The sequence below is a fragment of the Methylobacterium sp. WL1 genome (genome assembly GCF_008000895.1).
Classification (GTDB): domain Bacteria; phylum Pseudomonadota; class Alphaproteobacteria; order Rhizobiales; family Beijerinckiaceae; genus Methylobacterium.
This window is the reverse complement of the sequence record NZ_CP042823.1, coordinates 2117040-2143214: the sequence shown is the minus strand read 5'-3', so window position 1 is coordinate 2143214 and position 26175 is coordinate 2117040. Positions and strand designations below refer to the sequence as shown.

General features: G+C 71.2%; 23 protein-coding genes and 2 pseudogenes. 10 read left to right on the top strand and 15 right to left on the bottom strand.

Going from position 1 to position 26175, the window contains the following annotated elements:
* Positions 1 to 181 precede the first annotated feature (181 nt).
* From rpoZ to FVA80_RS10545, 3 genes are all read left to right on the top strand, one after another.
* Entirely contained in the window at positions 182 to 592 is a 411-nt protein-coding gene (gene rpoZ / locus FVA80_RS10555) for a DNA-directed RNA polymerase subunit omega (RefSeq protein ID WP_147855510.1), read from the top strand.
* Between the two features lie 243 nt (positions 593 to 835).
* Positions 836 to 3109 (top strand): bifunctional (p)ppGpp synthetase/guanosine-3',5'-bis(diphosphate) 3'-pyrophosphohydrolase, encoded by a 2274-nt coding sequence (locus tag FVA80_RS10550; protein ID WP_147910006.1) that lies wholly within the window; start codon positions 836 to 838, stop codon positions 3107 to 3109.
* 360 nt (positions 3110 to 3469) lie between these two features.
* The gene (locus tag FVA80_RS10545; protein ID WP_147910007.1) at positions 3470 to 4111 is read left to right on the top strand and encodes an NYN domain-containing protein; all 642 of its coding nucleotides are present in this window, start codon (positions 3470 to 3472) and stop codon (positions 4109 to 4111) included.
* 227 nt (positions 4112 to 4338) lie between these two features.
* On the opposite strand, the gene FVA80_RS10535 is transcribed toward FVA80_RS10545, so the two are convergent.
* The 3 genes from FVA80_RS10535 to dapA form a co-directional block, all read right to left on the bottom strand.
* Positions 4339 to 4908, bottom strand: a complete 570-nt coding sequence (locus FVA80_RS10535; RefSeq protein WP_147910008.1) for a peroxiredoxin — start codon at positions 4906 to 4908, stop codon at positions 4339 to 4341.
* A gap of 126 nt (positions 4909 to 5034) precedes the next feature.
* On the bottom strand, positions 5035 to 5508 hold the full coding sequence (gene smpB, locus FVA80_RS10530; RefSeq protein WP_147910009.1) for an SsrA-binding protein SmpB: 474 nt from the start codon (positions 5506 to 5508) through the stop codon (positions 5035 to 5037).
* Positions 5509 to 5523: 15 nt separating this feature from the next.
* Positions 5524 to 6423, bottom strand: a complete 900-nt coding sequence (dapA, locus tag FVA80_RS10525; protein ID WP_147910010.1) for a 4-hydroxy-tetrahydrodipicolinate synthase — start codon at positions 6421 to 6423, stop codon at positions 5524 to 5526.
* Positions 6424 to 6671: 248 nt separating this feature from the next.
* On the opposite strand from dapA, the pseudogene FVA80_RS10520 reads away from it, so the two are divergent.
* Positions 6672 to 9031: pseudogene (locus FVA80_RS10520) on the top strand (transglycosylase SLT domain-containing protein).
* Between the two features lie 120 nt (positions 9032 to 9151).
* Here the strand turns inward: FVA80_RS10520 and FVA80_RS10515 are convergent.
* Entirely contained in the window at positions 9152 to 9367 is a 216-nt protein-coding gene (locus tag FVA80_RS10515) for a hypothetical protein (RefSeq protein WP_147910011.1), read from the bottom strand.
* 239 nt (positions 9368 to 9606) lie between these two features.
* Here FVA80_RS10515 and FVA80_RS10510 point away from each other — a divergent pair, with 239 nt between their 5' ends.
* A complete protein-coding gene (locus tag FVA80_RS10510; protein WP_147910012.1) occupies positions 9607 to 10155 on the top strand; it encodes a PAS domain-containing protein in 549 nt (182 codons plus the stop codon).
* Positions 10156 to 10385: 230 nt separating this feature from the next.
* On the opposite strand, the gene metW is transcribed toward FVA80_RS10510, so the two are convergent.
* From metW to FVA80_RS10490, 4 genes are all read right to left on the bottom strand, one after another.
* Entirely contained in the window at positions 10386 to 11093 is a 708-nt protein-coding gene (gene metW / locus FVA80_RS10505; protein ID WP_246692348.1) for a methionine biosynthesis protein MetW, read from the bottom strand.
* Positions 11090 to 12295 carry a homoserine O-acetyltransferase gene (locus FVA80_RS10500; protein ID WP_147910013.1) on the bottom strand — a complete coding sequence of 402 codons (1206 nt, stop codon included), beginning with the start codon at positions 12293 to 12295 and terminating at the stop codon, positions 11090 to 11092. Before FVA80_RS10500 ends, metW begins: the two co-directional genes overlap by 4 nt.
* Positions 12296 to 12804: 509 nt before the next feature.
* A complete protein-coding gene (locus FVA80_RS30465; RefSeq protein ID WP_187193644.1) occupies positions 12805 to 12972 on the bottom strand; it encodes a hypothetical protein in 168 nt (55 codons plus the stop codon).
* A gap of 184 nt (positions 12973 to 13156) precedes the next feature.
* A complete protein-coding gene (locus FVA80_RS10490; RefSeq protein ID WP_147910014.1) occupies positions 13157 to 13453 on the bottom strand; it encodes a hypothetical protein in 297 nt (98 codons plus the stop codon).
* Positions 13454 to 13649: 196 nt separating this feature from the next.
* Between FVA80_RS10490 and FVA80_RS10485 the strand changes: the two genes are divergently transcribed.
* Positions 13650 to 14765, top strand: coding sequence for a histidinol-phosphate transaminase (locus tag FVA80_RS10485; protein ID WP_147910015.1), 1116 nt, complete (start codon positions 13650 to 13652; stop codon positions 14763 to 14765).
* Complete coding sequence (locus FVA80_RS10480; RefSeq protein ID WP_147910016.1) at positions 14758 to 15693, top strand: prephenate/arogenate dehydrogenase family protein; 936 nt, start codon at positions 14758 to 14760, stop codon at positions 15691 to 15693. The genes FVA80_RS10485 and FVA80_RS10480 overlap by 8 nt, the downstream gene beginning before the upstream one ends.
* 315 nt (positions 15694 to 16008) lie before the next feature.
* Here the strand turns inward: FVA80_RS10480 and FVA80_RS10475 are convergent, their stop codons facing one another.
* The 3 genes from FVA80_RS10475 to FVA80_RS10465 all read right to left on the bottom strand — a co-directional run bounded on the left by FVA80_RS10475 (position 16009) and on the right by FVA80_RS10465 (position 19187).
* Positions 16009 to 17214 (bottom strand): DUF2252 family protein, encoded by a 1206-nt coding sequence (locus FVA80_RS10475; protein ID WP_147910017.1) that lies wholly within the window; start codon positions 17212 to 17214, stop codon positions 16009 to 16011.
* A 149-nt stretch (positions 17215 to 17363) separates the two neighbouring features.
* Positions 17364 to 18737 (bottom strand): PleD family two-component system response regulator, encoded by a 1374-nt coding sequence (locus FVA80_RS10470; protein WP_147910018.1) that lies wholly within the window; start codon positions 18735 to 18737, stop codon positions 17364 to 17366.
* Between the two features lie 78 nt (positions 18738 to 18815).
* The gene (locus FVA80_RS10465; RefSeq protein WP_007560977.1) at positions 18816 to 19187 is read right to left on the bottom strand and encodes a response regulator; all 372 of its coding nucleotides are present in this window, start codon (positions 19185 to 19187) and stop codon (positions 18816 to 18818) included.
* An 80-nt stretch (positions 19188 to 19267) separates the two neighbouring features.
* On the opposite strand from FVA80_RS10465, the gene FVA80_RS10460 reads away from it, so the two are divergent.
* On the top strand, positions 19268 to 19564 hold the full coding sequence (locus FVA80_RS10460; RefSeq protein ID WP_147910019.1) for a DUF3572 domain-containing protein: 297 nt from the start codon (positions 19268 to 19270) through the stop codon (positions 19562 to 19564).
* Positions 19565 to 19881: 317 nt separating this feature from the next.
* Here the strand turns inward: FVA80_RS10460 and FVA80_RS10455 are convergent, their stop codons facing one another.
* Positions 19882 to 20817, bottom strand: coding sequence for a cell envelope integrity EipB family protein (locus FVA80_RS10455; protein ID WP_147910934.1), 936 nt, complete (start codon positions 20815 to 20817; stop codon positions 19882 to 19884).
* Between the two features lie 342 nt (positions 20818 to 21159).
* Positions 21160 to 23003: pseudogene (locus FVA80_RS10450) on the bottom strand (ABC transporter ATP-binding protein).
* Between the two features lie 329 nt (positions 23004 to 23332).
* Between FVA80_RS10450 and FVA80_RS30460 the strand changes: the two are divergent.
* Positions 23333 to 23698 (top strand): helix-hairpin-helix domain-containing protein, encoded by a 366-nt coding sequence (locus FVA80_RS30460; RefSeq protein WP_246692347.1) that lies wholly within the window; start codon positions 23333 to 23335, stop codon positions 23696 to 23698.
* 288 nt (positions 23699 to 23986) lie between these two features.
* Complete coding sequence (locus FVA80_RS10435) at positions 23987 to 24394, top strand: type II toxin-antitoxin system HicB family antitoxin (protein ID WP_147910642.1); 408 nt, start codon at positions 23987 to 23989, stop codon at positions 24392 to 24394.
* Between the two features lie 12 nt (positions 24395 to 24406).
* Here the strand turns inward: FVA80_RS10435 and trpB are convergent, their stop codons facing one another.
* On the bottom strand, positions 24407 to 25648 hold the full coding sequence (trpB, locus tag FVA80_RS10430) for a tryptophan synthase subunit beta (RefSeq protein ID WP_147910643.1): 1242 nt from the start codon (positions 25646 to 25648) through the stop codon (positions 24407 to 24409).
* Between the two features lie 113 nt (positions 25649 to 25761).
* Positions 25762 to 26103: a DNA-binding transcriptional regulator gene (locus FVA80_RS10425; RefSeq protein ID WP_147910644.1), complete on the bottom strand. Its 342-nt coding sequence runs from the start codon at positions 26101 to 26103 to the stop codon at positions 25762 to 25764.
* Between the last annotated feature and the right edge of the window lie 72 nt (positions 26104 to 26175).

Genomic DNA, 26175 nt, shown 5'->3' with positions numbered 1-26175 from the left:
CCACCCGCCCGGACCCTGCCCGCCGCGAAGCACCGCAGCCGCCCCCGTCCCACGCCCCTGTCCCCGCGCCCGCCAGACGCGCGCCCTGCGCAACCCGCTGTGCTTGTTGCACAACGCCATTCCGTGTAGAGTGCGGCCACACCCGACATCACCCGTCGCTTTAGCTGAGGAGCCGCCCCGCATGGCGCGCGTCACCGTCGAAGACTGCATCGAGAAGGTCGAGAACCGGTTCGAGCTGGTGCTCCTGGCGAGCCATCGGGCCCGCCTCCTGGCCGCCGGCGCCCCGCTCACCATCGACCGCGACCGCGACAAGAACCCCGTCGTGGCCCTGCGCGAGATCGGCGACGAGACGATCACGGCCGACGACCTCAAGGAACAGCTGATCCACTCGATGCAGAAATACGTCGAGGTCGACGAGCCGGAAGCCGAGACCGTGCCGCTGCTGTCGAGCTCGCCGGCCGCCGCCGCCGTGGCCCCGCAATCCTCCAGCGACGATGGGGCGGTCCAGTTCGACCGCATGAGCGAGGAGGACCTGCTGCGCGGCCTCGAGAACCTCGCTCCGCCGGTCGAGACCGACGACGAGGGCGAGTGAGCCCGAGAATCACCGAGGCGCGTGTAAGCCCACGACAGCGAGCCGTACCACGTGGGTCTGGATGATCACGACCTGACCGCGACCGGACCCGGCGGAGACGCCGGGTTCTTGCGTTCGAACGGCGAAACGCCAGCCCCCGGCGCTTTTCCCTCGCCGGGGGCTGGCGCCGGCACGCCCGTTGCGGGAGAGTCCGCCGTGATCCCGACTCCGCGCGCCCCCCAGGAACCGACGACGTCTCGGCGGATGATGCGCCAGTACGAACTCGTCGAGCGGGTCAAGCGCTACAACCCGGCCGCCGACGAGGCGCTGCTCAACCGCGCCTACGTGTACGCCATGCAGGCGCACGGCACGCAGAAGCGCGCGTCCGGCGACCCGTTCTTCGCACACCCGCTCGAAGTCGCCGGGATCCTCACCGACCTCCACCTCGACGACGCCACCATCGTGGCCGCGGTCCTGCACGACACCGTGGAGGACACCGAGGCGACCCTGGAGGAGATCCGCCGGCTGTTCGGGCCGGAGATCGGCGCGCTGGTCGACGGGCTGACCAAGCTCAAGCGGCTCGACCTCGTCTCCAAGCAGGCCGCCCAGGGCGAGAACTTCCGCAAGCTGCTGCTCGCCGTGGCGGCGGACGTGCGCGTGCTGCTGGTCAAGCTCGCCGACCGCCTGCACAACATGCGCACCCTCCACCACATGCGGGAGGACAAGCGCCACCGCATCGCCCAGGAGACCCTGGACATCTACGCGCCGCTCGCCGGCCGGATGGGCATGCAGGAGCTGCGCGAGGAGCTGGAGGACCTGGCCTTCCGCAACATCGAGCCGGAGGTCTACGCGACCATCGAGCAGCGGCTCGCCCGCCTCACCGCCAAGTCCGAGCGGGTGGTCGAGACCATCGCGCAGGTGCTCACGGAAAAGCTCTCCGCCCAGGGCATCACCGCCGAGGTCAGCGGCCGGCAGAAGCGGCCGTTCTCGATCTGGTCGAAGATGGAGCGCAAGTCGGTCGCCTTCGAGCAGCTGTCCGACATCTTCGGCTTCCGGGTGATCGTGGATACGGTCCAGGATTGCTATGCGGCGCTCGGGATCGTCCACACCAGCTGGCCGATGGTCCCGGGGCGCTACAAAGATTACATCTCGACGCCGAAGCAGAACGATTACCGCTCGATCCACACCACGGTGATCGGGCCGAAGAGCCAGCGCGTCGAGTTGCAGATCCGCACCTGCGCCATGGACGACATCGCCGAGTACGGCATCGCGGCGCATGCCCATTACAAGGACCTCGGCAAGGACGCCGCGAAGGATCCGGGCCGGGACCCGTCCAAGGAGCCGGCCGCCCGATCCGAGGGCAGCGTGCACCCGAAGCTGGCGGCCGAGAGCGGCGCCTACCAATGGCTGCGCCGGACCATCGAGCTGCTCGCCGAGGGCGACAGCCCGGAGGAGTTCCTGGAGCACACCAAACTGGAGCTGTTCCAGGACCAGGTGTTCTGCTTCACCCCGAAGGGCCGGCTGATCGCCCTGCCGCGGGGCGCGACGCCGATCGACTTCGCCTACGCGGTGCACACCGATGTCGGCAACTCGGCGGTGGGCGCCAAGATCAACGGCCGCATGGCGCCGCTGCTGCACGAGCTCGCCAACGGCGACGAGGTCGAGATCAGCCGCTCGGACGGCGCCTCGCCGCCGGCCGCCTGGGAATCCCTGGTGGTGACCGGCAAGGCCCGGGCGGCGATCCGGCGGGCGACCCGGACGGCGGTCCGCCGGCAATATGCCGGGCTCGGCCGCCAGATCCTCGACCGGGCGTTCGAGCGCGCGGCCAAGACCTTCTCGGAGGACAAGCTGCGCGGGGCCCTGCCGCGGCTGGCCCGTGCCACCACCGAGGACGTGTTCGCCGCCGTCGGGCGCGGCGAGATGTTCTCCGGCGACGTGGTCCGGGCGGTCTATCCCGACCACCGCGACGAGCGCCGGCCCTCCTCGCTGGGGGTGCTGAACGGGGCCGGCCGCCTGGTGCGCTCGGCCGACCAGACCATGCGGCTGACCTTCCCGGCCGGCGAGGGCAAGCCCGAGGACCGCAGCGACGCGATCCCGATCCGGGGCCTGGCCGGCGACCTGCCGGTGACCTTCGCGCCGAACGGCGGCGCGGTCCCGGGCGACCGGATCGTCGGGATCCTGACCCCCGGGGTCGGTGTCACCGTCTACCCGATCCAGTCGGCGGCGCTCGCCGCCTTCGACAACGAGCCCGAGCGCTGGCTCGACGTCCGCTGGGACACCGAGGCCTCGGGCAGCGAGCGATTCCCGGCCCGCCTGGCGCTGAAGTCGATCAACGAGCCGGGGGTGTTCGCCCAGATCGCCCAGGTGATCGCCGACCACGACGGCAACATCGACAACATCTCGATGAAGCGCCGCACCCAGGACTTCACCGACATCACCATCGACCTGTCGGTCTGGGACCTGCAGCACCTCACGGCGATCATCGCGGAGCTGCGCGGCAAACGGCCGGTCAACAGCGTCGAGCGGGTGAACGGCTAAATCCGGCCGGCACCCCGGCGCGGGGCGGAGCTCAGGTTTTCCGGCGCAACCTCGGTAAAGGGTCGTCGTGGCCCGGCCGGATACGCCGGGATACGTTATCGCAATCACTTCGGCGCGCGATCGGCGGCCCAAGAGGCTCATATCCTGCGATTGACTTGACACAGCTGCGTTTCAACCGAATGGTCGATGCACCCGGATGACGGTCGCCCGGAAGGGGACCGAGCTTACGCGTCCCGGATTTCAATCCGTCTCGGCATTCGATCGCGACGATGCGGCCCCGGGTTTTCAGCCCCGGACCTCGACCAGCCGTTTCAGCACACGATTTCCGACAACCCGTATTCTTCAGGATTCGACCCATCCATGGCAGCACCGCAACGCAGCGCCCTCTTCATCGACGGCGCGAACCTCTACGCGACCACCAAGGCCCTCGGCTTCGATATCGACTACAAGAAACTGCTCAAGGAATTTCAGGCCCGCGATAATCTTCTGCGCGCGTTCTACTACACCGCGATGATCGAGGATCAGGAGTATTCCTCGATCCGGCCGCTGATCGACTGGCTCGACTACAACGGCTATCGCGTCGTGACCAAGCCCGTGAAGGAGTTCACGGACTCGATGGGCCGGCGCAAGTACAAGGGCAACATGGATATCGAGCTGGCGATCGACGCCCTCGAACTCAGCCCGCATATCGACCACATGGTGCTGTTCTCCGGCGACGGCGACTTCCGCTCGCTGGTCGAGGCGATGCAGCGGCGCGGCGTCAAGGTGACGGTGATCTCCACCATCCAGACCCAGCCGGCGATGATCTCGGACGAGTTGCGCCGGCAGGCCGACGAGTTCGTCGATCTCGCGAGCCTGTCGAACCGCATCGGCCGGGAGCCGAGCGAGCGCCCGGTCCGGGCCCCCGGCGAGACCGCCAGCCGCTACCGCGGCGATTCCCGCCCGAGCCCGAGCCTGGAGAACCGCTACGGCATCCGCCAGCCGGACGCCGAGGAAGGCTGAGTGCCTGTTTGACCGGTCATTCTCATCCTCGACCTCATCCTGAGGTGCCGGAGCGCAGCGGAGGCCTCGAAGGAGTCCTCCAGCCTGCCGCGCGATCCCTGGAGGGCCCCTTCGAGGCTGCTGCGCAGCACCTCAGGATGAGGGGAGAGATGAGGATCTCCGTCGAACAGAGCCGTCATGCGAGTTCGACCGCGCAGTCAAACAGGCTCCGAGATCGGGGCTGATTTTCAGGCGCTGCCGCCGTCGAGCCAGTCGATCACCTGCCGGGCGCTGCGATCGGGCGGGAACACCGGGTAGAACACCCACGTGACCACGCCGTCGTCGATCACCAGGGTGAGGCGGCGCAGCAGCACCTGCCCGCCCGCCTCGAACACCGGCAGGCGCGCGGCCATCGCGAAGGCCCGGTGCGGGTCGGCCAGCAGCGGGAACGGCAGCCGCAGCCGCTCGGCGGCTTCGCGCTGGTCGGCGCCGGTCTGGGTCGAGAGGCCGAAGACCTGCGCCACGCCGCGCTCTCTCAATGCGGCGTGGTGATCGCGGAAATCGCAGGCCTGCGGGGTGCAGCCCCGGGCGCCCGGGATCGCGTCCCAGTCCGGCGTCAGGGCCGGCTTCCCCGGCACGCCGGTGCGCGGATAGGCATAAGCCACCGTGCGGCCGGAGAGCTTCGCGAGCGAGACGGTCCGGCCATCCGTGGTGGTGAGCGCCACATCGGGCAGCTTCATCCCGCGCAGATGATCGGCCGCGCCGTCATCCACGGGGGCGGGGAGCTCGGCGGGCAGGCTGTCGGGATGATCGGTCATGGGCGGCTCCTCTGCTGCCGCCAGAGTAGATCGCCGGCGGCCAAAGGCGAATTGCCGGTCTTCGGGCCTCGCGCCCACCGTCATCGCGCGCGGAGCCGCTCCGAACCGATCCCCCGATGCCCCGCTCTACCCCCGGTCCCGCAACAGCCGCGCCCGGTCGCGCTGCCAGTCGCGCTCCTTGGCGGCCTCGCGCTTGTCGTGGGCCTGCTTGCCCTTGCCCAGCCCCAGCTCGATCTTCGCCCGGCCCTTGTCGTTGAAGTAGATCTTCAGCGGCACCACCGTGTAGCCCTGGCGCTGGGTCGCGCCGATCAGCTTGTTGATCTGGCGGCGGTGCAGCAGCAGCCGGCGCGGGCGCTTGGGCTCGTGGTTGAAGCGGTTCGCCTCCAGGTATTCCGGGATGTAGCAGTTGAACAGCATGAGGTCGCCGCCGGAGGGGCCCGCATAGGCCTCGCCGATGGTCGCCTTGCCGCCGCGCAGGGACTTCACCTCGGTGCCGGTCAGGGCGATGCCGGCCTCGAGCGTATCCTCGATCGTGTAGTGGAAGCGCGCCGCACGGTTGTCGGCGACGACACGCCGACTGGGCTCCGGTTTCGGGGCCATGTTTCGTGACTCTCCTCAGCCTTCCAGAAGGCCGGCGTGGCGCAGGGCGTCGTCCACGATGCGGCGCGTCGCCTCCGAGACCGGCACCAGCGGCAGGCGCAGATCCTCGGTCATGTGGCCGAGCTTGGCCAGCGCGTACTTGGTCGGGCCCGGGTTGGCCTCGGCGAACAGCCCGCTCTGGAGCGGGAACAGCCGGTCCTGGAGCGCCAGCGCCTTGGCGTAGTCCCCCGCCAGCGAGGCCTCCTGCAGGTCGGCGCAGAGGCGCGGGGCCACGTTGGCCACCACCGAGATGCAGCCGTGGCCGCCCTGGGCGTTGTAACCGAGCGCCGTCGCATCTTCGCCCGAAAGCTGGAGGAAGTTCGGCCCCATGGCCTGACGCTGCTGGCTGACGCGGTCGATCTTGGCGGTCGCGTCCTTCACGCCGGCGATGTTCTTCAGTTCGAACAGGCGGGTCATCGTCTCGACACTCATGTCGACGACGGAGCGCGGCGGGATATTGTAGATGATGATCGGAATGCCGACCGCGTCGTTGACGGCCTTGAAGTGGGCGTAGAGACCCTCTTGCGTCGGCTTGTTGTAGTAGGGCGTCACCACCAGGACGGCGTCGGCGCCGGCGCGTTCGGCATGGCGCGCCCGCGCCACCGCCTCGGCGGTGGAGTTGGAGCCCGCGCCCGCCACCACGGGGACGCGCCCGCCGGCCTCGTCGATGCAGGACTCGACCACCCGGTCGTGCTCGGCATGGGTGAGGGTCGGGCTCTCGCCGGTGGTGCCGGTCGGAACGAGGCCGTGGCTGCCCTGCTCGATCTGCCAGCGCACGAAGTTCCGGAACGCGGCCTCGTCGAAGGCGCCGTCGCGGAACGGCGTCACAAGCGCGGTGAGCGAACCCCGCAGGCGGCTCCCGGTCATCTCGGTCATCTCAGGCGTCCCAAAGAGGCTCAGCTGGGGTCTCGGCGGCGTGGCGTGTCCCGGCGTTCTCGGGGCCGCGCGTCCGGCACGCCGTTCGGCGCCGGACGGGCAGACATAGGCGGTCGCGCCACGGTGCGCAAACAGATCGTGGCGAGGGTTTACGGGTTCTTAATGCCCCCGCGCCGATCTTCATTTCTTTCCACTCCGGTCGCGAGAAGGGGGGAAACGTGATCCGAGCCCAGTCGATCCGCGGTCCACTGATCCGAGCGCTGGCCTCGACGCGCACGCCCCTGGCGGCGGTCGCGCTGGTTACGACCTTCGGGGTCGTCACGACCCTCATGGTCGACACGACCCTCGGGGTCGCGCGCGCCGGCCAAGGCGCTCACGCCGAAACCGATGCGCCCGCCTCGCAGCCGACGCCGCCCTCGAGCGACGCCGCCCTGTCGCCCGCCCAGACCCGGAGCACCGAGGCCGAGCTTGTCGCCGACCCGGTCGCGGCCGACGCCCTCAAGCTCGATCCGGCCCAGACCGCCAAGGGAAGCGAGAAGGGCTCGGACCGGGGCGAGGAGGCCGCCAGCAAGATCCCGGCCGCCGCCACCGCGTACGCATCCGCCGATCCCGACGCCCCCGTGGCGTTCCCGCTGCCCGACGCCGCGGTGACGCCGGCCGCGCCGGTCCCCGAGGTCCCCGACCCGGGCAAGCCGAAGAGCGCGGGCGACACCGATCCGACGCTGCTGCGCGGCGCCATCGACCTCTACCGCAAGGGCCGGGTCGCCGACGGCGACCGGATGCGCGACGGCTTCACCGATCCCGCCGCCCGGGCGCTGCTCGAATGGGTGGCGATCCGCGCCGGGGCCGGCATCGGCTTCGCCCGCACGGTCGCCTTCACCCGGGCCAACCCGACCTGGCCGGCCGGGCCGCTGCTGCGCCGCCGGGCCGAGGAGGCGCTGCTGTCCGAGCGCAAGCCCCCGTCCGTCGTCCGGGCCTATTTCGCCACCGCCAAGCCGGTGAGCGCGCCGGGCAAGTTCGCCCTGGCGCTGGCGCTGCGGGCCGACGGCTTCGACGGCGACGCCGCCGAGATCGTCCACGACCTGTGGCGGACCGAGAGCTTCGGGAAGAGCCTGGAGGCCAAGGTCCAGGACGCCTTCCCGGGGGTGCTCACCCGGATCGACCACCGCTACCGGATGGAGCGGGCGCTCCTGAAGGACGACTGGGAGAGCGCCGGCCGGGCCGCCGGCTACGCGGGCGGCGGCTATGCCAGCCTCGTGCGCGCCCGCCGGGCCGTCGAGGACAAGGCCGGCGGGCCGGCCGCGCTCGCCGCGGTGCCGCCCTCGTTGCGCGGGACGCCTCCTACATCTTCTCGCGGGCGCAGTTCTTCCGCCGGGCCGACAAGCCCGAGGAGGCCGCCGCGATCCTGGCCACCGCGCCCAGCAACCCGGACGTGCTGGTCGACGGCGACGAGTGGTGGGTCGAGCGCCGGATCGTGGCGCGCAAGCTCCTCGACCTCGGCGATTCCAGGACCGCCTTCACGGTGGCGAGCGGCCACGCGGCCCGCACCCCCGAAAAGCGCCTGGAGGCCGAGTTCCACGCCGGATGGATCGCCCTGCGGTTCGCCGCCGACCCGGCCAGCGCCGCGCAGCACTTCGCCCGGATGGCGACCATCGCGGAGAGCCCGGTCTCGCTGGCGCGGGCCGCCTATTGGCAGGGGAGGGCGGCCGAGGCGCTGGGCCAGCATGATGCGGCCAAGGGCTTCTACGAGCGCGCCGCCCTGCAGCCGATCGCCTATTACGGCCAGGTCGCCCGGGCCCGGCTCGGCCAGACCAGCCTGCCGCTGCGCGCGCCGGCCGACCTCGAGGGCGCCGAGCGGCAGGCCTTCGACGAGCGGCTGTCGATCCGGGCCCTGCGCCTGCTCGGCGAGGCCGGTCTCAAGGACCTGGCGCTGCCGCTCTACATCGACGCCGCCCGGGACCTCACCGATCCGCGGGAGATCCAGGCGCTCGGCGACCTCGCCACCGAGATGAAGGACGCCCGCGCCCTGGTGGCGGTCGGCAAGCTCGCGGTGCAGCGCGGCCTGCCGCTCGACGCCCACGCCTATCCGACCATCGGGATCCCCACCTACGAGACCTTCACGGCGGTGCCGCAGGTGGAGCGGGCCATGGTCTACGCCATCGCCCGGCAGGAGAGCCAGTTCGATCCCCGGGCCCAGTCCGGCGTCGGCGCCCGCGGCCTGATGCAGATGATGCCGGCCACCGCCCAGCGCACCGCCCGCAGGGTCGCCACGACCTTCGACGTCGACCGCCTGACCAGCGATCCTGCCTACTGCGCCAAGCTCGGCCAGGCCCACCTCGGCGAGCTGATGGAGGATTGGCGCGGCTCCTACGTGCTCGCCTTCGCGTCCTACAATGCCGGCGGCGGCAACGTGAAGAAGTGGATCGACGCCTACGGCGACCCGCGCAAGGGCGAGGTCGACGTGATCGACTGGGTCGAGCGCATCCCGTTCACCGAGACCCGCAACTACGTGCAGCGGGTGATGGAGAACCTGCAGGTCTACCGCTCCCGCCTGGACAACCGCAGCGCCCTGCTGATCGACGGGGATCTGCACCGCGGCGCGCGGTAGGGACCCGAACACGACGGCGCGGTTCGAGGCGGGCGGGGCGAAAAGTCCCTTCGAACCGGATACGCGCATTCCCTTCCCCGCAGAGAGGGGAGGGGGACGCGCGTGGGTCCGGCCGCCTCCTTACCGCCGCTCGTCCTCGATGATGCCGCGGATGACGGTCAGGGCGCGCGCGCGGCCCTCGCTGGTCCGGATCGCCGACCAGAGCCGCAGGCATTCCTGCGCCTCGGCCTGGCCGTCGGTCGCGCTCTCGTCGTCGAAGAACTGCTCGACCGGGATGCCAAGGATTCCGGCGAGCGTCAGCAAGGTCTTGGTCCCCGGCTTGTCCGAACCGCTCATGACGGACGATCCTCTCCCTCCAAGTCGGCTGCGATCACGGCGCAATCGGGCTCGACCCTGGGTCCTCGATTCCATGCGCGCGCTGATGCTGAGCAGCCATTCCTTTCGGAGACGCACGTAAGCCGGTATAAATTCATCACCGGCATAGTATAAAATATTGTATAAAGATCAAGGCTGCTATCTTTATTTAATTCTCACAGTTAGCTTTCATACCAACCGAGCCCTCCCGGAAGGCGGCAATGATTTTTTCGACCGATGCATCTGGTCGGTTCGTCTATCTCAGCAGTGAGTGGTCCGAAATCACGGGGCAGGACCGGTCCGCCGCGCTAGGTCTCGGCTGGCTCGACCGCGTCCCCGAGACCGACCGGGCGACCATCCAGGACGTGTTCAGCCGGGCCGCGGCCGCCGTCAGCGAGTTCAGCCTGCGCTTCCGGCTGCGCTGCGCCGACGGGAGCGTGCGGTGGCTGGGCGCCGGGGGCCTGCCCTCGTTCGGCCCCCCGGATTCGACCTTCCTGGGCTATCTCGGCTCGATGATCGAGATGACCCCGAGCGCGACGGACGGGATGCAAGCCTACGGCCATGTCGGCCGCTACCTGCCGCCGCCGACGCATCATGCGACCGCGCCGCAGGATCACCTGGACCGGATCGCCGACCACCTGATCATCGCCCACTCGCTGATCGAGGGCGACGGTGCGAAGAGCGCCCTGCCGGGCCTGCGCGCCGCCCTGTTCGAGGTCGGGCGCGCCATCGCGCGCCGGAGCACGGAAACGCCGAACGCCTACAACTGACCGGCCCCATGGGTCAGGGTCCACGACGGGGCGCCGCCGCCGGGTGCCGGTCCGGCGCGGCAGGCGAGGCCGGCGACGGGCGCGACACGCCGCCTCTCGCGAGCGGGACGGGGCAGGTCAGGGGAAAGTCGCCCCAGGCGGGGGTCGAAAGACGGGGCCTGCGCATCGGCCCGTCCCATAAACCTGTCCGGGGGCGCCCGGGCGTCCGGGGCGCGCATCTCGGGATGACGCTACCGGTCCCCGCGCCGGAGCAAGAACACCCCCTGGGCGCCGAACAGGTTCCAGACCCACCAGGGCATGGCGAAGCGCATCGGCCGGCCCCGGCCATCGAGGGCCGTGGCGCTCTCGATCTCCGCGCCGATCAGCCGGCACAGGCCGACGAAGTCGCGGATCGTGCAATGGTGGATGTTGGGCGTCTCCCACCACGCGTCGGGCATGATCTCCGTGATGGGCATCCGGCCGCGCAGGGCCAGCTCCGACCGGACCCGCCAATGCCCGAAATTCGGGAACGAGATGATCACCTGCCGGCCGATGCGCAGCAGGTGCTCCAGCACGATCCGGGGATTGCGGGTCGCCTGGATGGTCTGGGACAGCACGACCACGTCGAAGGCGTCGTCCGGGTAGTTCTCCAGGTCGGTGTCGGCGTCGCCCTGGATCACCGACAGGCCCCGGGCCAGGCAGGCGTTGACCCCGTCCCGGGACAGCTCGATTCCGCGGCCGTCGATGCCGCGCCGGTCGCGCAGCAGCGCCAGCAGGGAGCCGTCGCCGCAGCCGATATCGAGGACGCGCGCGCCCGCCGGCATCAGCCCAAGCACGACGATGTGGTCGACCCGGGCGCCGCCGCCCTCGGCGGTGCGGGGCAGGGTGTCGGTGGATTGCCACGGCGCGCCGTGGGTCGCCTTGCCCGAGGAGCCCTTGAACAGCATCGAGCCGCTCATAGGCCGCGAGCCCGAGCGGCGGCGTCGATGAAGCCCCGGGCGGCCGAGAACATCGCCGGCTCGTCGAGCAGGAAGGCGTCGTGGCCCTTGTCGGTCTCGACCTCCACGAACGCGACCGGCGCGGCGGCGGCGTTCAGCGCGTGCACGATCACCCGGGATTCGGAGGTCGGGAACAGCCAGTCAGAGGTGAACGAGACCAGGCAGAACCGGGTCTTGATCCCCCGGAACGCGTTGGCCAGCGCGCCGCCATGGTCCTCGGCGAGGTCGAAATAGTCCATCGCCCGGGTGAGGTAGAGGTAGGCGTTGGCGTCGAACCGCTCGACGAAGCTCAGGCCCTGGTGGCGCAGGTAGCTCTCGATCTGGAAGTCGGCGTTGAACGAGAAGGTCGGGGCCGAGCCGCCCTGGAACCGCCGGCCGAACTTCCGGTGCAGCGCCGGCTCGGACAGGTAGGTGATGTGCGCGCCCATCCGGGCGACGCCGAGCCCCTTGGACGGCCGCGTGCCCTCCTCGAGGTAGCGCCCGTCCGCCCAGGCCGGGTCGGCCATGATCGCCTGCCGGCCGACCTCATGGAACGCGATGTTCTGCGCCGAGTGGCGCGGGCCGGTGGCGATCGGCATCGCGGCGAAGACCCGCTCCGGGTAGAGCGCCGCCCATTGCAGCACCTGCATCCCGCCCATCGAGCCGCCGATGCACAGGAACAGGTCGCGCACGCCGAGCCGTTCCAGCAGCATCATCTGGGCCCGGACCATGTCGCGGATCGTCACCAGCGGGAAGTTCAGCCCGTAGGGCCGCCCGGTGGCGGGATCGATCGAGGCCGGGCCGGTGGAGCCCATGCACGACCCGATCACGTTCGAGCAGACGACGAAGTAGCGGTCGGTGTCCACCGGCTTGCCGGGGCCGACCAGCGTCTCCCACCAGCCGGGCTTGCCGGTGAGCGGATGCGGATGGGCGAAATACTGGTCGCCGGTGAGCGCGTGGCAGATCAGCACCGCGTTCGTGCCCGCTTCGTTCAGGGTGCCGGCGGTCTGGTAGGCGATCTGGAAGGGCGCGAGTTCGACGCCGGCATCGGTCAGCAGCGGCGCGTCCGCGCCGAACCGCATGACCAGGCTCTTCGGGTCGAGCGCCTGCGAAGGCTCCGACAGGCGCCCGGCCGTCTCGTCGATCGGGTCCGGCCGCAGCGCGGTGTCCGGTTGGGTATCCATGCGGGACTTGACGACCGTGTGTCGGCGATCCCGGTCCGCGGCAGGGGGCACGGTGTCGCGAGACCCGCCCCACTCGCCCGACGCGGCCAGCGAGACCGGGAGGTAATGCGCGCGGCCGCGAGCGTCAACGCGCGCGGTTTGCGCAGGGGGCAAAAGAGAAGAGGGGCAGCGGCCCGGCTCAGGCGAGCGGCGCGGCCATCAGCGCCAGCCCGAGGGGCGGGCAGGCCGAGCGCCAGGACGGCCCTCGCGTCGAGCCGGTCGGCGCGCACGCCGCCGCGCCAGCTCCGGCTCGCGACGTTCTCGACGCAGAGCCCGGACAGGACGAGCGCGCATCCGACGATCGCCTGGATCGAAACCATGGAAACCTCATCGCGCCGGCCGCGCCAGGGAACGCGGCCCAGGATCACGGCTGGGGAAGTGCGCGGGGCCGCCGCAGGTTCCTCCGAATCCGCGCCTTGGCGGTGATACCTTTGGCCCCCCCTCCGGCTGGCGCGCGCATGCCCATGGACTCACCGGATCGCGGCCGCGCAGGCGGCGAACACCATCGCGGCCCCGACCACCGCGATGCACCCGTTCGCCCACGGGGCGGCCTCCGCCCGGCGCAGCCGACAATCGGCGGCCACCGAGGTGAGGATCCCGATCAGGAACAGGCTGCAGGGGATCAGGTCACCGGGCATGTGGATCCGTCCAGGGGAACGCGGGACGCGACGCGCCCGACGCGGCCCCTTCTCTGGGATCAACAGGCCGAAACGTGGCGGGTGCCCCGCGGCATTTGCGCGTCGCCGCTTTGCCGCGCCGCGGGGCTTCCTCACCGAGGCGCGGGGCTTCTCGGCCGCCCCACAGGGACCGGCCCCGCCGGCTTCAGAGCGTGGCCGCACCCGGAGGCGTCGCGAAATCTTCCGGGCCCATGTCGAGCAGGTCGTTCGGCGTCGCGGTCTTGTCGTAGGCGGCGCTGGCCGCGGCCTCGATCGCCGCCTGGTTCCGGGCGAACAGGTCGAGGGGCGCGAGGTCGGCCCCGCCGGCGAACGTCTGGCGCAGAACCGGGATCGGAACGTCGATCCCGATCACCCGCTCGCCGTTGGTCATGGCGAACCGGATCAGGGTCTCGTCGGCCGGCAGGATGTGGGCGCCGCCGTCCAGGTAGCGTGTGAGGGGCATGGGATCGGTCCTCCGTGGCAAGCTCAGGTCCCCGCCGAACATAGCGACCGCCGGCGCACCAACCAGTGCGTGTCCACGCCCCGAAGGCGCCGAACCTCCCGGCGTGACGCGGGGCGCCCGGCTTCACCCACGGAGGAAATGCTGTAGACCGACCCGGCACACGAACCGTCGCACGCGCATCCGAGTCGCCAGAGCCATGTCCGCCCCCCTTCTCGCCCGCCCGGAACCGCGCCCCGGCGTTCTGGCGATCGACACCTACGTGCCCGGCAAGAGCGGACGGCCCGGCGGCGGCAAGGTCCACAAGCTCTCGTCCAACGAGACGCCGCTGGGGCCGAGCCCGGCGGCGCTCGCGGCGCTCCACGAGGCCACGGCCAAGCTGGAGACCTACCCGGACGGCCGCGCCACGGTGCTGCGCACGGCCATCGCCAAGCGCTACGGGCTCGATCCGGAGCGGATCGTCTGCAGCGCGGGCTCGGACGAGTTGCTGTCGCTGCTGGCCTACGCGTATGGCGGCCCCGGCACCGAGGGGATCTACTCGGAGCACGGCTTCCTGGTCTACCGGATCGCGATCCTGGCCGCGGGCGGAGAGCCGGTGGTGGCGCCCGAGCGCGACTTCACCACCGACGTCGACGCCATCCTGGCCCGGGTCACCGAGCGGACCCGGATCGTCTACGTCACCAACCCGAGCAACCCGACCGGCACCTACCTGCCGTTTCACGAGATCCGCCGCCTGCACGCCGCCCTGCCGGCCAACGTGCTGCTGGTGATCGACGGCGCCTACGCGGAATACGTGCGGGCGAACGACTACTCGGCCGGGCTCGAACTCGCGCTCGAATCCGAGAACGTCGTGATGACCCGGACCTTCTCGAAGATCCACGGGCTCGCCGCCCTGCGGATCGGCTGGATGCTGGCGCCAGCCCACGTGGTCGACGCGGTCAACCGCATCCGCGGCCCGTTCAACGTCTCCGGGCCGGCCATCGCGGCGGGCGCGGCGGCGATCGCGGACGAGACCCACATGGCGGCAGCCGCCGCCCACAACGCCGAATGGCTGCCAAAACTCACCGCGGGCGCCCGGGCGCTCGGCCTGACGGTGACGCCGAGCGTCGCGAACTTCGTGCTGATCCACTTCCCCGACGCGCCGGGCCGGTCGGCCGCCGACGCCGACGCGTTCCTGACCGAGCGCGGGCTGATCACCCGCCGGGTCAGCGCCTACGGCCTGCCCAACGCCCTGCGGGTGACGGTGGCGGGGGCCGAGGCGAACACGGCCTTCCTGGCCGCGCTCGGCGACTTCGTGCGGGGCGCGCATGCCTGAAGCCGGCCCCCCGCCCATCGGGCGTCTCACCATCGTCGGGCTCGGGCTGATCGGCTCCTCGATCGCCCGCGCCGCCCGTCGCTACGGCCTCGCCCGGACGATCGTGGCGCTGGACCGCGACGCGGCCGTGCGCGCCCGGCTTACCGAACTCGGCATCGCCGATCTCGTCACCGGCGACCCGCAGGCGGGCGCCACGGATGCCGACCTGGTGATCCTGTGCGTGCCGGTGGGCGCCATCGGGGCGGCGGCGGCCGAGCTGGCGCCGTACCTGAAGCCCGGCGCGATCGTGTCGGATGTCGGCTCGGTCAAGGGCGCCGTGGTGGCGGCGGTCCAGCCGCACCTGCCGGCGGGCGTCGCGCTGGTGCCCGGCCACCCGATCGCCGGCACCGAGTTCTCGGGGCCGGATGCCGGCTTCGCGACCCTGTTCCAGGGCCGCTGGTGCATCCTCACGCCCCCCGAGGGCACCGACCCGGCCGCCGTGGCGCGGGTCCGGGCCCTGTGGGAGGGCATGGGCGCCGACGTCGAGACCATGAGCGCCGAGCACCACGACCACGTGCTGGCGATCACCAGCCACCTGCCGCACCTGATCGCCTACAACATCGTCGGCACCGCCGCGGATCTCGAATCGGCGACCCAGTCCGAGGTGATCAAGTTCTCGGCCAGCGGATTCCGCGATTTCACCCGCATCGCCGCCTCCGACCCGACCATGTGGCGCGACATCTTCCTGAACAACCGCGAGGCGGTGCTGGAGATGCTCGGCCGGTTCAACGAGGACCTGTCGGCGCTGGCCAAGGCGGTGCGCTGGGGCGACGGCGACGCGCTCCACGCGATGTTCACCCGCACCCGGGCGATCCGGCGCAGCATCGTGGCCCAGGGCCAGGAGACCGCAGCCCCGGATTTCGGCCGCCCGCGGCCGCCGGAGGAATAGGGCGGCCGACGGGCTCGTCCCACCAGCGCCGTCCCGAGGTGCCGCCCGAGGTGCCGAATCGGCGGCCCCGCAGGAGCCCTCCGGCCGGCCGCGCGATCCCCGGACGGCTCCCTGCGGGGCCTCCGCTTCGGTCCGTCACCTCGGGGGCCACGAGTCGTGCGATCGATCGCCCTTCGACAGCCTGCGGGCCGAATGCCCGGGACGGGCCGGCGACGACGGACCCCGGATCCGCAAGCCCGTCCGGGGAGGGGGCAAGTCGCGCATCGCGGGGGGCGATGCGGAATCGATCGGCCCCCGGTCGACGACACGAAACGCTCAGGCCGCGAGGTCTTCCCGGGCGATGCGGCGGCAATGTTCCAGGTAGCCGCGCTGGTGGGCGCCCATCAGGTCGGTGACCGCGGACCAGAGCCAGCCGGGGGTGCCGGCGCCCTGTCCGGGGGCGCGGACGGTCTCGCTCCAGGCCTGCCGGTCGGCGTCGCCCATCTGGCGGCCGTGGGCGCGGCCCAGGATGGCGGCGAGGTGGCCGGAGACCCGCACGGCCTCGCCGCGAGAGAATTGCTCGGCGTCGATCTTGAGATCCTGCGGCATCAGCTCGCGGACCGTGACCGGGGCGCCCTGGAACGTCGCCGCGACCATCCGGTCGCCGAGGTTGGGCGAGAGGGCGCGGGCGCCGGCCACGACCCGGGCGGCGGCGTCGGCCGGCATGTCGGCCCCCCGGGCGGGCGGGGCCAAGTACGGCACCGCCTCCTTGACGTCGAGGAGCGCGAGATGCGGGCGGTCGCCGCCCACGATCTCCACGAGGCCGGCGTAGCGCAGCCGGCCGAGCGAGCTGCAGCCCTTGATCCAGTAGGCGGCGTCGCGGAGCCGGATCTCCGCCCCGGCCTCGGCGCCACCGAGCGCCAGGACCAGCCGGTGCACCTCCGCGTCGCGGCTCAGCGCCTCGAACGCCTCCTGCTCGGCGCCGTCGAGGTCGAAGAACCGGTCGCCGCGGGGCAGCCGCGCGTCCTTGCCCTTGAGCCGCTCCCGGGACAGGTGGCGCCAGCGCCGGCCGAGCGCGCGCCGGCGGGTGGTGGCGACGATGTCGGATTGGGCGATGCCCCGCTCGGCGCCCTCGGGGTCGAGGATGCCGTCCGCGTAGCCCACCGCCATCGCGTCCATCATCCGGGCGGTGACGATGCCCGGCAGGGTCGCGTTGAGGGCGGCCGTCACCAGCGACAGGGCCAGCCGGACCAGGTCGAAGGCCGGGTTCGAGACCAGGGTCTGGTCGAGGTCGCGGATCTGGATGTCGATCCGCCCGTCAGGGCCGGCGACCGCGCCGAGATTGCCGAGATGCGCGTCGCCGCAGATCCAGACCGGCGGCCCCTCCGGCAGCGTGCCGGCCGGCATGGCGGCGATCAGATCGTAGAAATGCGCGGTGCTGCCCCGGACGTAGGCGTGCGGCGAGGAGGCGATCTTGCACAGGCGGCGCTTCTCCAGCACGCTCGCCGCACGCCCCGACCGGGCCGGCACCTGCATATCCATCCGCGTCGTCCGTTCCTCTGCCGCGCCCGATCCGCAAGGGGCGGGATTCGATGTCGGGCGCGAAGCTAGAGTTTCATCCTTAAGCGCGGGTGAGCGTTTTGACTCAGCCGCGGCGCCGGCACGGACAGCGAACGCCGGATGAAACGACCTCAGGCCGCCTGCTGCTCGACCCGGTTCCGCCCCGCGGCCTTGGCCCGGTACAGGGCGATGTCGGCGCGCTTGAGCATGTCGCCGGGGCCGGTGTCGTCCGGGTGCCGGACCGCGACCCCGATCGAGACCGTCACCGGGATCGCCCGGGTGGCGCGGTGCACCGAGAACGGCATCGCCTCGACCTTCTCGCGGATGCGCTCGGCGATGGCCCGGGCCTCGGCCAGGCCCGCCTCCGGCAGGACCACGACGATCTCCTCGCCGCCGTAGCGGGCGACGGTGTCCACCGGCCGGGTGTGCTGGCGGACGCGCTCGGCGAAGGTGCGCAGCACCTCGTCGCCGGCCTCGTGGCCGTAGCTGTCGTTGATCGCCTTGAACCGGTCGATGTCGAGGATCAGCGCGGCCAGACCCGGGCGCCGGGTGGTCTCGTCGGAGAACAGCGCGCCGAGGTGGTTGTCGAGGTAGCGCCGGTTGTGCAGGCCGGTGAGCGCGTCGGTGACGGCCAGCTGCAGGGAGGCCTGCATGGCGCCCCGCAGGGCGTCCGTGAAGCGCTTGCGCTTCACCTGGGTGCGGACCCGGGCCATCAGCTCGTTGCGGTCCACCGGCCGCATCAGGAAGTCGTGGACGCCGAAATCGAGGCCGCGCACCACCCGGGCGCGGTCGTGCTCCTCGGCCAGCATGATCAGCGGCATCGCCCGGGTGCTGTCGAGCGAGCGGAGCTGGCTGCACAGGCGCAGGCCGTCCGACCCGTCGAGGTCGAGGCTGACCAGGGCGAGGTCGAACACGCCCTCGGCGGCCAGGCGCATCGCCGCCTGCGGGTCGGGCTCGATCGTGACCGCGTGGTGCTGGCGCAGGGCGCCGGCCATGCGCTCGGCCGAGCCGGGCCGGTCCTCGACCAGCAGGATCCGGGCGTCGAGGCCGGTCTCCGCGGTGGCGAGCGCCAGGGGATCGCCGATGCCGAACTCGCGCGACGCCAGCGCCCGCTGGCGCAATTCGTCGGTGACCGCCTTGAGGCGCACGAGGCTGCGGACCCGGCTGAACAGGGCGGTGTCGTCCACCGGCTTGGTCAGGAAGTCGTCGGCCCCGGCATCGAGCCCGCGCAGGCGGTCCGAGGGCTGGTCGAGGGCCGTGACCATCACCACCGGGATGTGGGCGGTGACCGGATTGTTCTTGAGGTAGCGGCAGACCTCGAACCCGTCCATGCCGGGCATCATCACGTCGAGCAGGACGAGGTCGCACAGGCCCTTCTCGCAGATCGCGATCGCGTCGGGCCCGTTCATCGCGGCGATCGTGTCGAAATACTCCAGCCCGAGCTTCGTCTCGAGAAGCTTCACGTTCGGGAACAGGTCGTCGACGATCAGGACGCGGGCCGACATGCTTCCTCGCTGACGCGCGATGTCCCTGTCCCGCCGGAGCGGGCGGTCATGCGCCGCTGATGGTGCGCCCGTGCGGCGTCACCGGGGCTCAAGATACGCGCGAACCGTTGCCAAAAACTTCGCGACCGAGATCGGCTTCGACAGGTAGGCCTCGCAGCCGCCCTCGCGGATCCGCTCCTCGTCGCCCTTCATGGCGAAGGCCGTGATCGCGATGACCGGAATGCTCTTGAGGTCGTCGTCCTCCTTGAGCCATTTGGTCACCTCGAGGCCGGAGACTTCGGGGAGCTGGATGTCCATGAGGATCAGGTCGGGGTGGTGTGCGCGGGCCAGCTCGATCGCCTCGATGCCGTGGGCGGTCTTGAGGGTCGCGTAGCCGTTCGCCTCCAAGAGGTCGTTGAACAGCTTCATATTCAGTTCGTTGTCCTCGACGATCAGCACCGTCTTTTTCATGATCCGATGTCCCGGTGCGCGCCGATCATGATTAGCGGGCCGTGAAGCCCCTTGGTGACCTTTGTAGCGATCACATGTTGATGAATGGCAAACCTCTTCAAGGGGCCGAATCTGCGGAACGGCTCGCCCTCGATGTTCTGCTGTGGATCGTCGCGGAGGACGACCGGCTCCTGCCGTTCCTGGCGGCGAGCGGCCTGAGCGCCGACACCCTGCGGGAAAGCGCCCAGGAACCGGCCTTCCTGGCCGGTGTGCTCGATCATGTGATGGGCGACGAGAACGTGCTGCTGGCCTGCGCGGGCGCCCTCGAGATCAAGCCGGAGCGGATCGCCGCGGCCTGGCGGATCCTGTCGCCGCAGCCGGAGGATGACTGGGCGTGAGGCGGCGGTTTGCCGCGCCGGGGGTCGAGCCGCGGACGGGCTTTTGGCGCGGATGCGGCCAGGGTGTCAGGCGCGGGAGGCGCGGCTTCCCTCCCCCCTCTGCGGGGGAGGGTGGCCCCCGAAGGGGGTCGGGAGAGGGAGCGACGGCGCAGGAAAGAGCGCTGACCCGCACATCGGCTCTGCCTCATTCGGACGCCGGGTTCCCCTCTCCCGACCCGGCCTGCCGGCCGGCCCACCCTCCCCCGCAGAGGGGGGAGGGAGATGCGCGCACGGCCTTCCGCCTCATCCTCGATCCGGTATGACCCTCGGGCCCGTCCTCACGGCGTGCAGCCCTTGTCGCCCTCATTGCCACCCTCCTTGGCGGCGGCGCGGCCGGATTGGACGTCGATGTCGAGGGCTGTCATGTCGCCTACGATGGCGAACTCGCCGTAATCGAGCTTGAGCGCGCCGCTGACCCCGTTCTCGTAGAGGTCGAAGCCGAGGGTGTAGATCGGCGTCCGTTCCCCCGCCCCCGGGGTGTAGTAGCTGAGGCGCACCGGCCAGTGCGGCATGCTGGAGAGCGGCCCCGTCCGCAGGGGCTTGTCGCGGGCGGTGTCGGCGGCCGGGCCGGCCCCCGCATGGCCGATCACCGCGAAGGTATCGTAGACCTTCCGGCCGTCGTCGGAGCCGTCGAACACCTTGGCCGAGAGGGTCGCCTGGCCGCCCCGCGCCGCCTCGATCAGGTGGCGCATGTGCTCGCTCGGGAACAGCACCGGTCCCTCCACGGTGAAGGACTTGGCGCCCTTCAGCTTCACCGTGACGGACTCCCCCTGTCCTTGGCCCTGCTCTGAGGCGGTGCCGTCCACCGGGGCGGCGGGCTGGTTGTTGGTCAGCGTCGTGGTCTTGAACCGGAACTCCCGGCCCTTGCCGCCCTCGAAGGTGGTGCTGCGCATGTCCGACAGGCGCGGCCCGCTCTCGCCGGAGGAGAGCTCCGTCACCTGCCGGGTCAGCATGGTGTAGCCGCGGCAGGCATCGCCCCGGAAGTCGATGACGATGCGGCCCCGGGCGCTCTCCACCGAGCGGGTGCCCCCGCCCTCGGCCAGCGACAGGTCGTAGACCGCCCGGTGGTTGGCCAGCACGATGTCCTTGGCCTCCTGGGCCGGCGCGGGAGCCTTGGCCTCGGGCGGAGGCGGCGGCTCGGAGACGGCCGGCGCAGCCTGCGCCCCCCAGGCGGAGACGAGAAGGCCGGTCGTCAGGAGGTGCGAGAGGCGCATGGATGATCCCGGTTCAAGGTCCGCCAGATAGCAGGCGACGCGAAAGGGGCAATCGTCGGACCGAACCGTGTACGGCAATCGCCGCACGGACGAACGGCCCCGACAGGCTCGATCATGTCTGGATCGTCCCTGCAATCCAGCGCGACGATCGGCCCGATGAACCACTCCGTCGTTCCGGCGCGCCGCAGGCGGGTACGGAATCCAGAGCCGCCGACGGTACCGGGACTTGCTCCACCTCTGGTTCTGGATTCCGGGCTCCGCTTCGCGGCCGGGGATGACGGGGTTGATGCTTCTGCGGGGTGGATCGTCTCCGACGTGCGTCCGATGCGCCTCTGCTGTCCCTCATCGGTAGCCTTGGGCCTGCAGGGTGAACAGCTCGGCGTAGCGGCCGCCCCGCGCCATCAGGGCGGCGTGGCTGCCCTCCTCGAGCAGCCGGCCGCCCTCCAGGACCAGGATCCGGTCGGCCATCCGCACCGTCGAGAACCGGTGCGAGATCAGCACCGCGGTGCGGCCCGCCGACAATTCGCGGAACCGGGCGAACACGTCGTGCTCGGCCCGGGCGTCGAGCGCCGCGGTCGGCTCGTCGAGGATCAGGATCTCGGCCTCGCGCATGTAGGCCCGGGACAGCGCGACCTTCTGCCACTCGCCCCCCGACAGGTCGAGGCCGCCGGCGAAGCGCTTGCCGAGCGGCTGCGCGTAGCCCTGCGGCAGGCGCGCGATCACCAGGGCGGCGAGCCCCGGACGGCGGCCGCCGCGATGCGGTCCTGGTCGCCGGCGGCCTCGATCCGGCCGACCGCGACGTTCTCGCCCGCCGTGAGATCGAACCGCACGAAGTCCTGGAAGATCGCCGCGACCCGCGCCCGCAGGGCGTCGAGGTCGTAGGCGCCGAGCGGCAGCCCGTCGAGCAGCACGCGGCCCTCGTGCGGATCGTACAGCCGGGTCATCAGCTTGACGATCGTGGTCTTGCCGGCGCCGTTGCCGCCGACCAGCGCCACGGTCTCCCCCGCCCGCACCGCGAAGGACAGGCCGCGCAGGGCCCAGGTGTCGGTGCCGGGATAGCGGTAGCCGACATCCTCGAACACCAGGCCGTCGCGGATCGGGCTCGGCACCGGCGCGGGCTGCGCGGGCGAGCGGATCTCCGGCCGGATCGCGAAGAACGAGAAGAAGTCGTCGAGATACTGCGCCTGGCCGCTGATCTGGGTGAGGCCGAGCAGCAGCCCCTCGATGCCGCCGCGTAGGCGCTGGAAGGCGCCGGCCAGGAAGGCGAGGTCGCCGATCGAGAACGCCCCGGCCACGGTCCGCCAGACGATCACCGCGTAGGCGGCGTAGTAGGCCAGCGTCCCGAGGCTTGCGAAGGCGAAGCCCCAGCGCGCCCGGGCGGTGGCCAGCGCCCGGTTCTCGGCGAGCAGGTCTTTCGCGAGGCCGGCGTACAGCGCCGTGATGTAACCCGAGAGGCCGAACAGCTTCACCTCCTTGGCGGTCTCGACGCTGACGCCGAGGTAGCGCAGGTAGTCGATCCGCCGCCGCTCCGGGCTGCGGATCCAGGCCAGCCGATAGCCGGCCTTGGTGAAGTGCCACTCGTTGAGCAAAGCCGGCACCAGCGCGGCGGCGATCAGCACCACCAGCCAGGGCGTGAAGGCCGCCACCCCGGCGGTAAGCGAGGCGAGCGTAACCAGGGCCTGGAACTGGCCGAACACCGTGCCGATCAGCCCGGTGCGGCCGCTGACCTGCCGCCGCGCCCGCTCCAGCCGGTCCTGCTGGGCGCTGTCCTCGAACTGCGCGAGATCGAGCGAGGCGGCATGCGCCATCAGCCGCACCGAGGCGGCGTTGGCGTAGAGGTCGCCGATCAGCGTCTCGGTCAGGCTCGCGAGCCGGCCGGTGAGGTCGGACAGCAGGGCGAGGCCGAGTTCGGCGGCGACCAGGATGGCGAGGCGCGCCCGGGCCGGATCCGCCAGCCAGTCCGCGAGGCCGGCCTCCGCGGCCGGGCGGGCATGCTCGGCCACGATCCCGTCGAGGATCAGCTTGGCGAGGTAGAGCGACAGGATCGGCAGGAACGCCGCCACCAGGCGCAGGGCGAGGCTCGCCGCGAGCAGGCGCGGGCTCGCCGCCGCGATCTCGCGGAACAGGGCCGGCAGGTAGCGCAGCGCCCCCAGGCGCTCGCCGAGGCGCGCGATCGGGTCGGTCACCGCCGGCCCGTCCGGGTCCGCGCCGGGGCGGAACGGCTGTTGACGGCGGGGCCCGTGCGGTCCGCGGAATGGCCGTCCGGTTGGCCGACAGGTCGGGAAAGCATTATCTGAGGCCTGAGACTGAATTTCATCGTCGAGTGACGCGTGCTGAGCGGCCCTGCAATCCTGCGTATTTCCATCTTACTGATCGTGGCCGGTATCCTGGCGGCACTGGTGCAGTTCATGTTGCCGCATCCGGCCCCCGCACCGGATCCCGCTCCGGTGGCCGAGGCCCCGCGCGCGCTCCCGCCGAGCCGGTCCCGCCCTCCCGGGCTCCGGATCCGACGCCCATGCCCGCCGCCCCGGCGGCTGCGCCAGCAGCCCCGCCGTCCCCGGCACAGCAGATGCCCCCGGCACAGCAGATGCCGGCCGACGCCCTCGCGTTCCCGGCCGAGCCCGTCCCGACTCAGCCCGGCCTGCAGCAGGGCGAGGCCGAGATCGACCGCGCCGAGGACGATGCCGGCCCCCGGGCCCTCGCGATCCTCGACCTGAACACCGCTTCGGTGGCCGACCTCAACAAGCTCCGGGGCGGCGGCGCGATCGGCCGGGCGATCACCGCCAAGCGCCCCTACGCGTCCGTGGACCAGCTCCTGTCGAAGCGCGTCCTGAGCCGGGCGGTCTACGAGAAGATCAAGGATCAGGTGACGGTGCGGTGATCGCCTTGGGGCCGGCCACCAGCGAACACCCTGGTGGCACCCGCCGCGATGTGCAAATAAATACACATCGCGGCGGAACCTTCCATGCCCAGGGTCGAGACGGATCGCAGGACCATCGTGGATCGGTTGATCGCTGCGGGCTCGGTCCGCGAAGGCGGAACCAAGCATGAGAAATTCTCTCACCCGAGCCGGCCAGGCATCAAGATCATGGTGCCGCGACAGGGTACTGACGCCGGGCGTCGCCCGCAGCATCGCCAGCGCCGCAGGCTGGATCTGAGGAGGACGCGTATGTCCCGCTACACCGTGCTGATCGATGGCGAGGCCGGCTCCTACGGGGTCGCGTTTCCCGATTGCCCCGGTTGCACCGCCATGGGGGCGACCATCGATGAGGCGATGGTCAACGCGACGGCGGCCCTCAGCGAGTGGATGAGCGATCGGATCGCCGCCGGTTTGGCGCCGCCGGCACCGCGGGCGCCGGAGGTTCTGAGGGCCGACCCGAGCGTGGCCGAGGCCCTGACTGAGGCCACGCTCGGCGTGGTTCCGCTGCTGCTCGATTCCGGCCGGCCCGTGCGCGTCAACGTCTCGCTGGATGCCGCGGTGCTGGCACAGATCGATACCGCCGCCCGGGCGCGGGGCCTCACCCGCTCGGCCTTCCTGGTCTCCGCTGCGCGGGACAAGATCCGGGCCGAGGGCTGAGCCGCTCCGCGCTCAGAGCTTCGTCCCGAAGATCTCGGCGACCTGCGGGATGTCCTTGTCGCCGCGGCCCGACATGTTGAGCACCATCAGGTGGTCGGTCGGGCGCTGGGGGGCGATGTCCAGCACCTTGGAGAGGGCGTGGGCCGGCTCCAGGGCCGGGATGATGCCCTCCAGCATCGAGCAGAGCTTGAACGCCTCCAGGGTCTCGGCATCGGTGGCCGAGAGGTATTTCACGCGGCCCATCTCGTGCAGCCAGGCGTGCTCGGGGCCGATGCCCGGATAGTCGAGGCCCGCCGAGATCGAGTGCGCGTCGGAGATCTGGCCGTCCGCGTCCATCAACAGGTAGGTGCGGTTGCCGTGCAGCACGCCGGGCTTGCCCCCGGTGAGCGAGGCGGCGTGCAGCCCGGACCCGACCCCGTGGCCGGCGGCCTCGACCCCGAAAATCTCGACCTCGCGGTCGTCGAGGAACGGGTGGAACAGCCCCATGGCGTTGGAGCCGCCGCCGATGCAGGCGATCAGCGAATCCGGCAGGCGGCCTTCCTGCGCGATCATCTGCTCCCGGGTCTCGCGGCCGATCACCGACTGGAAGTCGCGGACCATGGCGGGATACGGGTGCGGGCCGGCCACGGTGCCGATGCAGTAGAACGTGTCGGCGACGTTGGTGACCCAGTCGCGCAGGGCCTCGTTCATCGCGTCCTTGAGGGTCTTGGTGCCGGATTCCACCGGGATCACCTCGGCGCCGAGCATCTTCATGCGGAAGACGTTGGGCGCCTGCCGGGCGACGTCGACCGCGCCCATGTAGACCACGCATTTCAGCCCGAACCGCGCGCAGAGCGTCGCGGTGGCGACGCCGTGCTGGCCGGCGCCGGTCTCGGCGATGATCCGCGGCTTGCCCATGCGGCGGGCCAGCAGGATCTGGCCCAGGACGTTGTTCACCTTGTGGGAGCCGGTATGGTTCAGCTCCTCGCGCTTGAAATAGACCTTGGCCCCATGCCCGGCCGGCGCCGTGGCGCGCACGTGCTCGGTCAGGCGCTCGGCGTAGTAGAGCGGGCTCGGCCGGCCGATATAGTGGGTGCCGTAGCTCGCCATGTCGGCCGCGAAGGCGGGATCGACCTTCGCCGCCTCGTAGGCCGCCTCAAGCTCGAGGATCAGCGGCATCAGCGTCTCGGCGACGAACCGGCCGCCGAAGATGCCGAAGCGGCCGCGCTCGTCGGGGCCGGTGCGGAAGGAGTTCGGTTCGGGGGCGATGGTCACGGGGCGGGTCCTTCGACGGGGCGGTTCTTCCGGACGCGGAGAGCGGTCTGTTGCCGGGTGCCTAGACCCATGCGGGCGCCGCCGCAATGCGGCCTGCCGCCCACACGCCCGCCTCACAGGATGGCGTCGATGCCCTTCCGCTCGGCGAGGGCGAGCAGCTTCAGCGACGGCCCGCCGGGCTTCTTCTCGCCCCGCTCCCATTTGCTCACCAGCGCAGTGGTCACGTTGAGCGCCCTGGCGAAGATCGCCTGGCTCATCTGCGCGGTCTCGCGGATGGCCCGGATCGCCTCCGGCGCGAGGTCCTCGACCGGCGTCAGGCACGACACGTCGAACCGGCGCATCGTGGCCTTGTCGATGGCCCCGGCGGCATGGAGGTCCCGGGCCACCAGGTGCGCCGACCGGAGCGCGTCACTGCCGTAGGTCGTCTTCGGCTCGGTCGTCTTCGGTTCGGTCATCGTCGATTCGTCTCCAGCCGTGCGCGGCGGCGGATCGCGGTCAGCGTAACCCGTTCGATCCGGGCAGCGAAA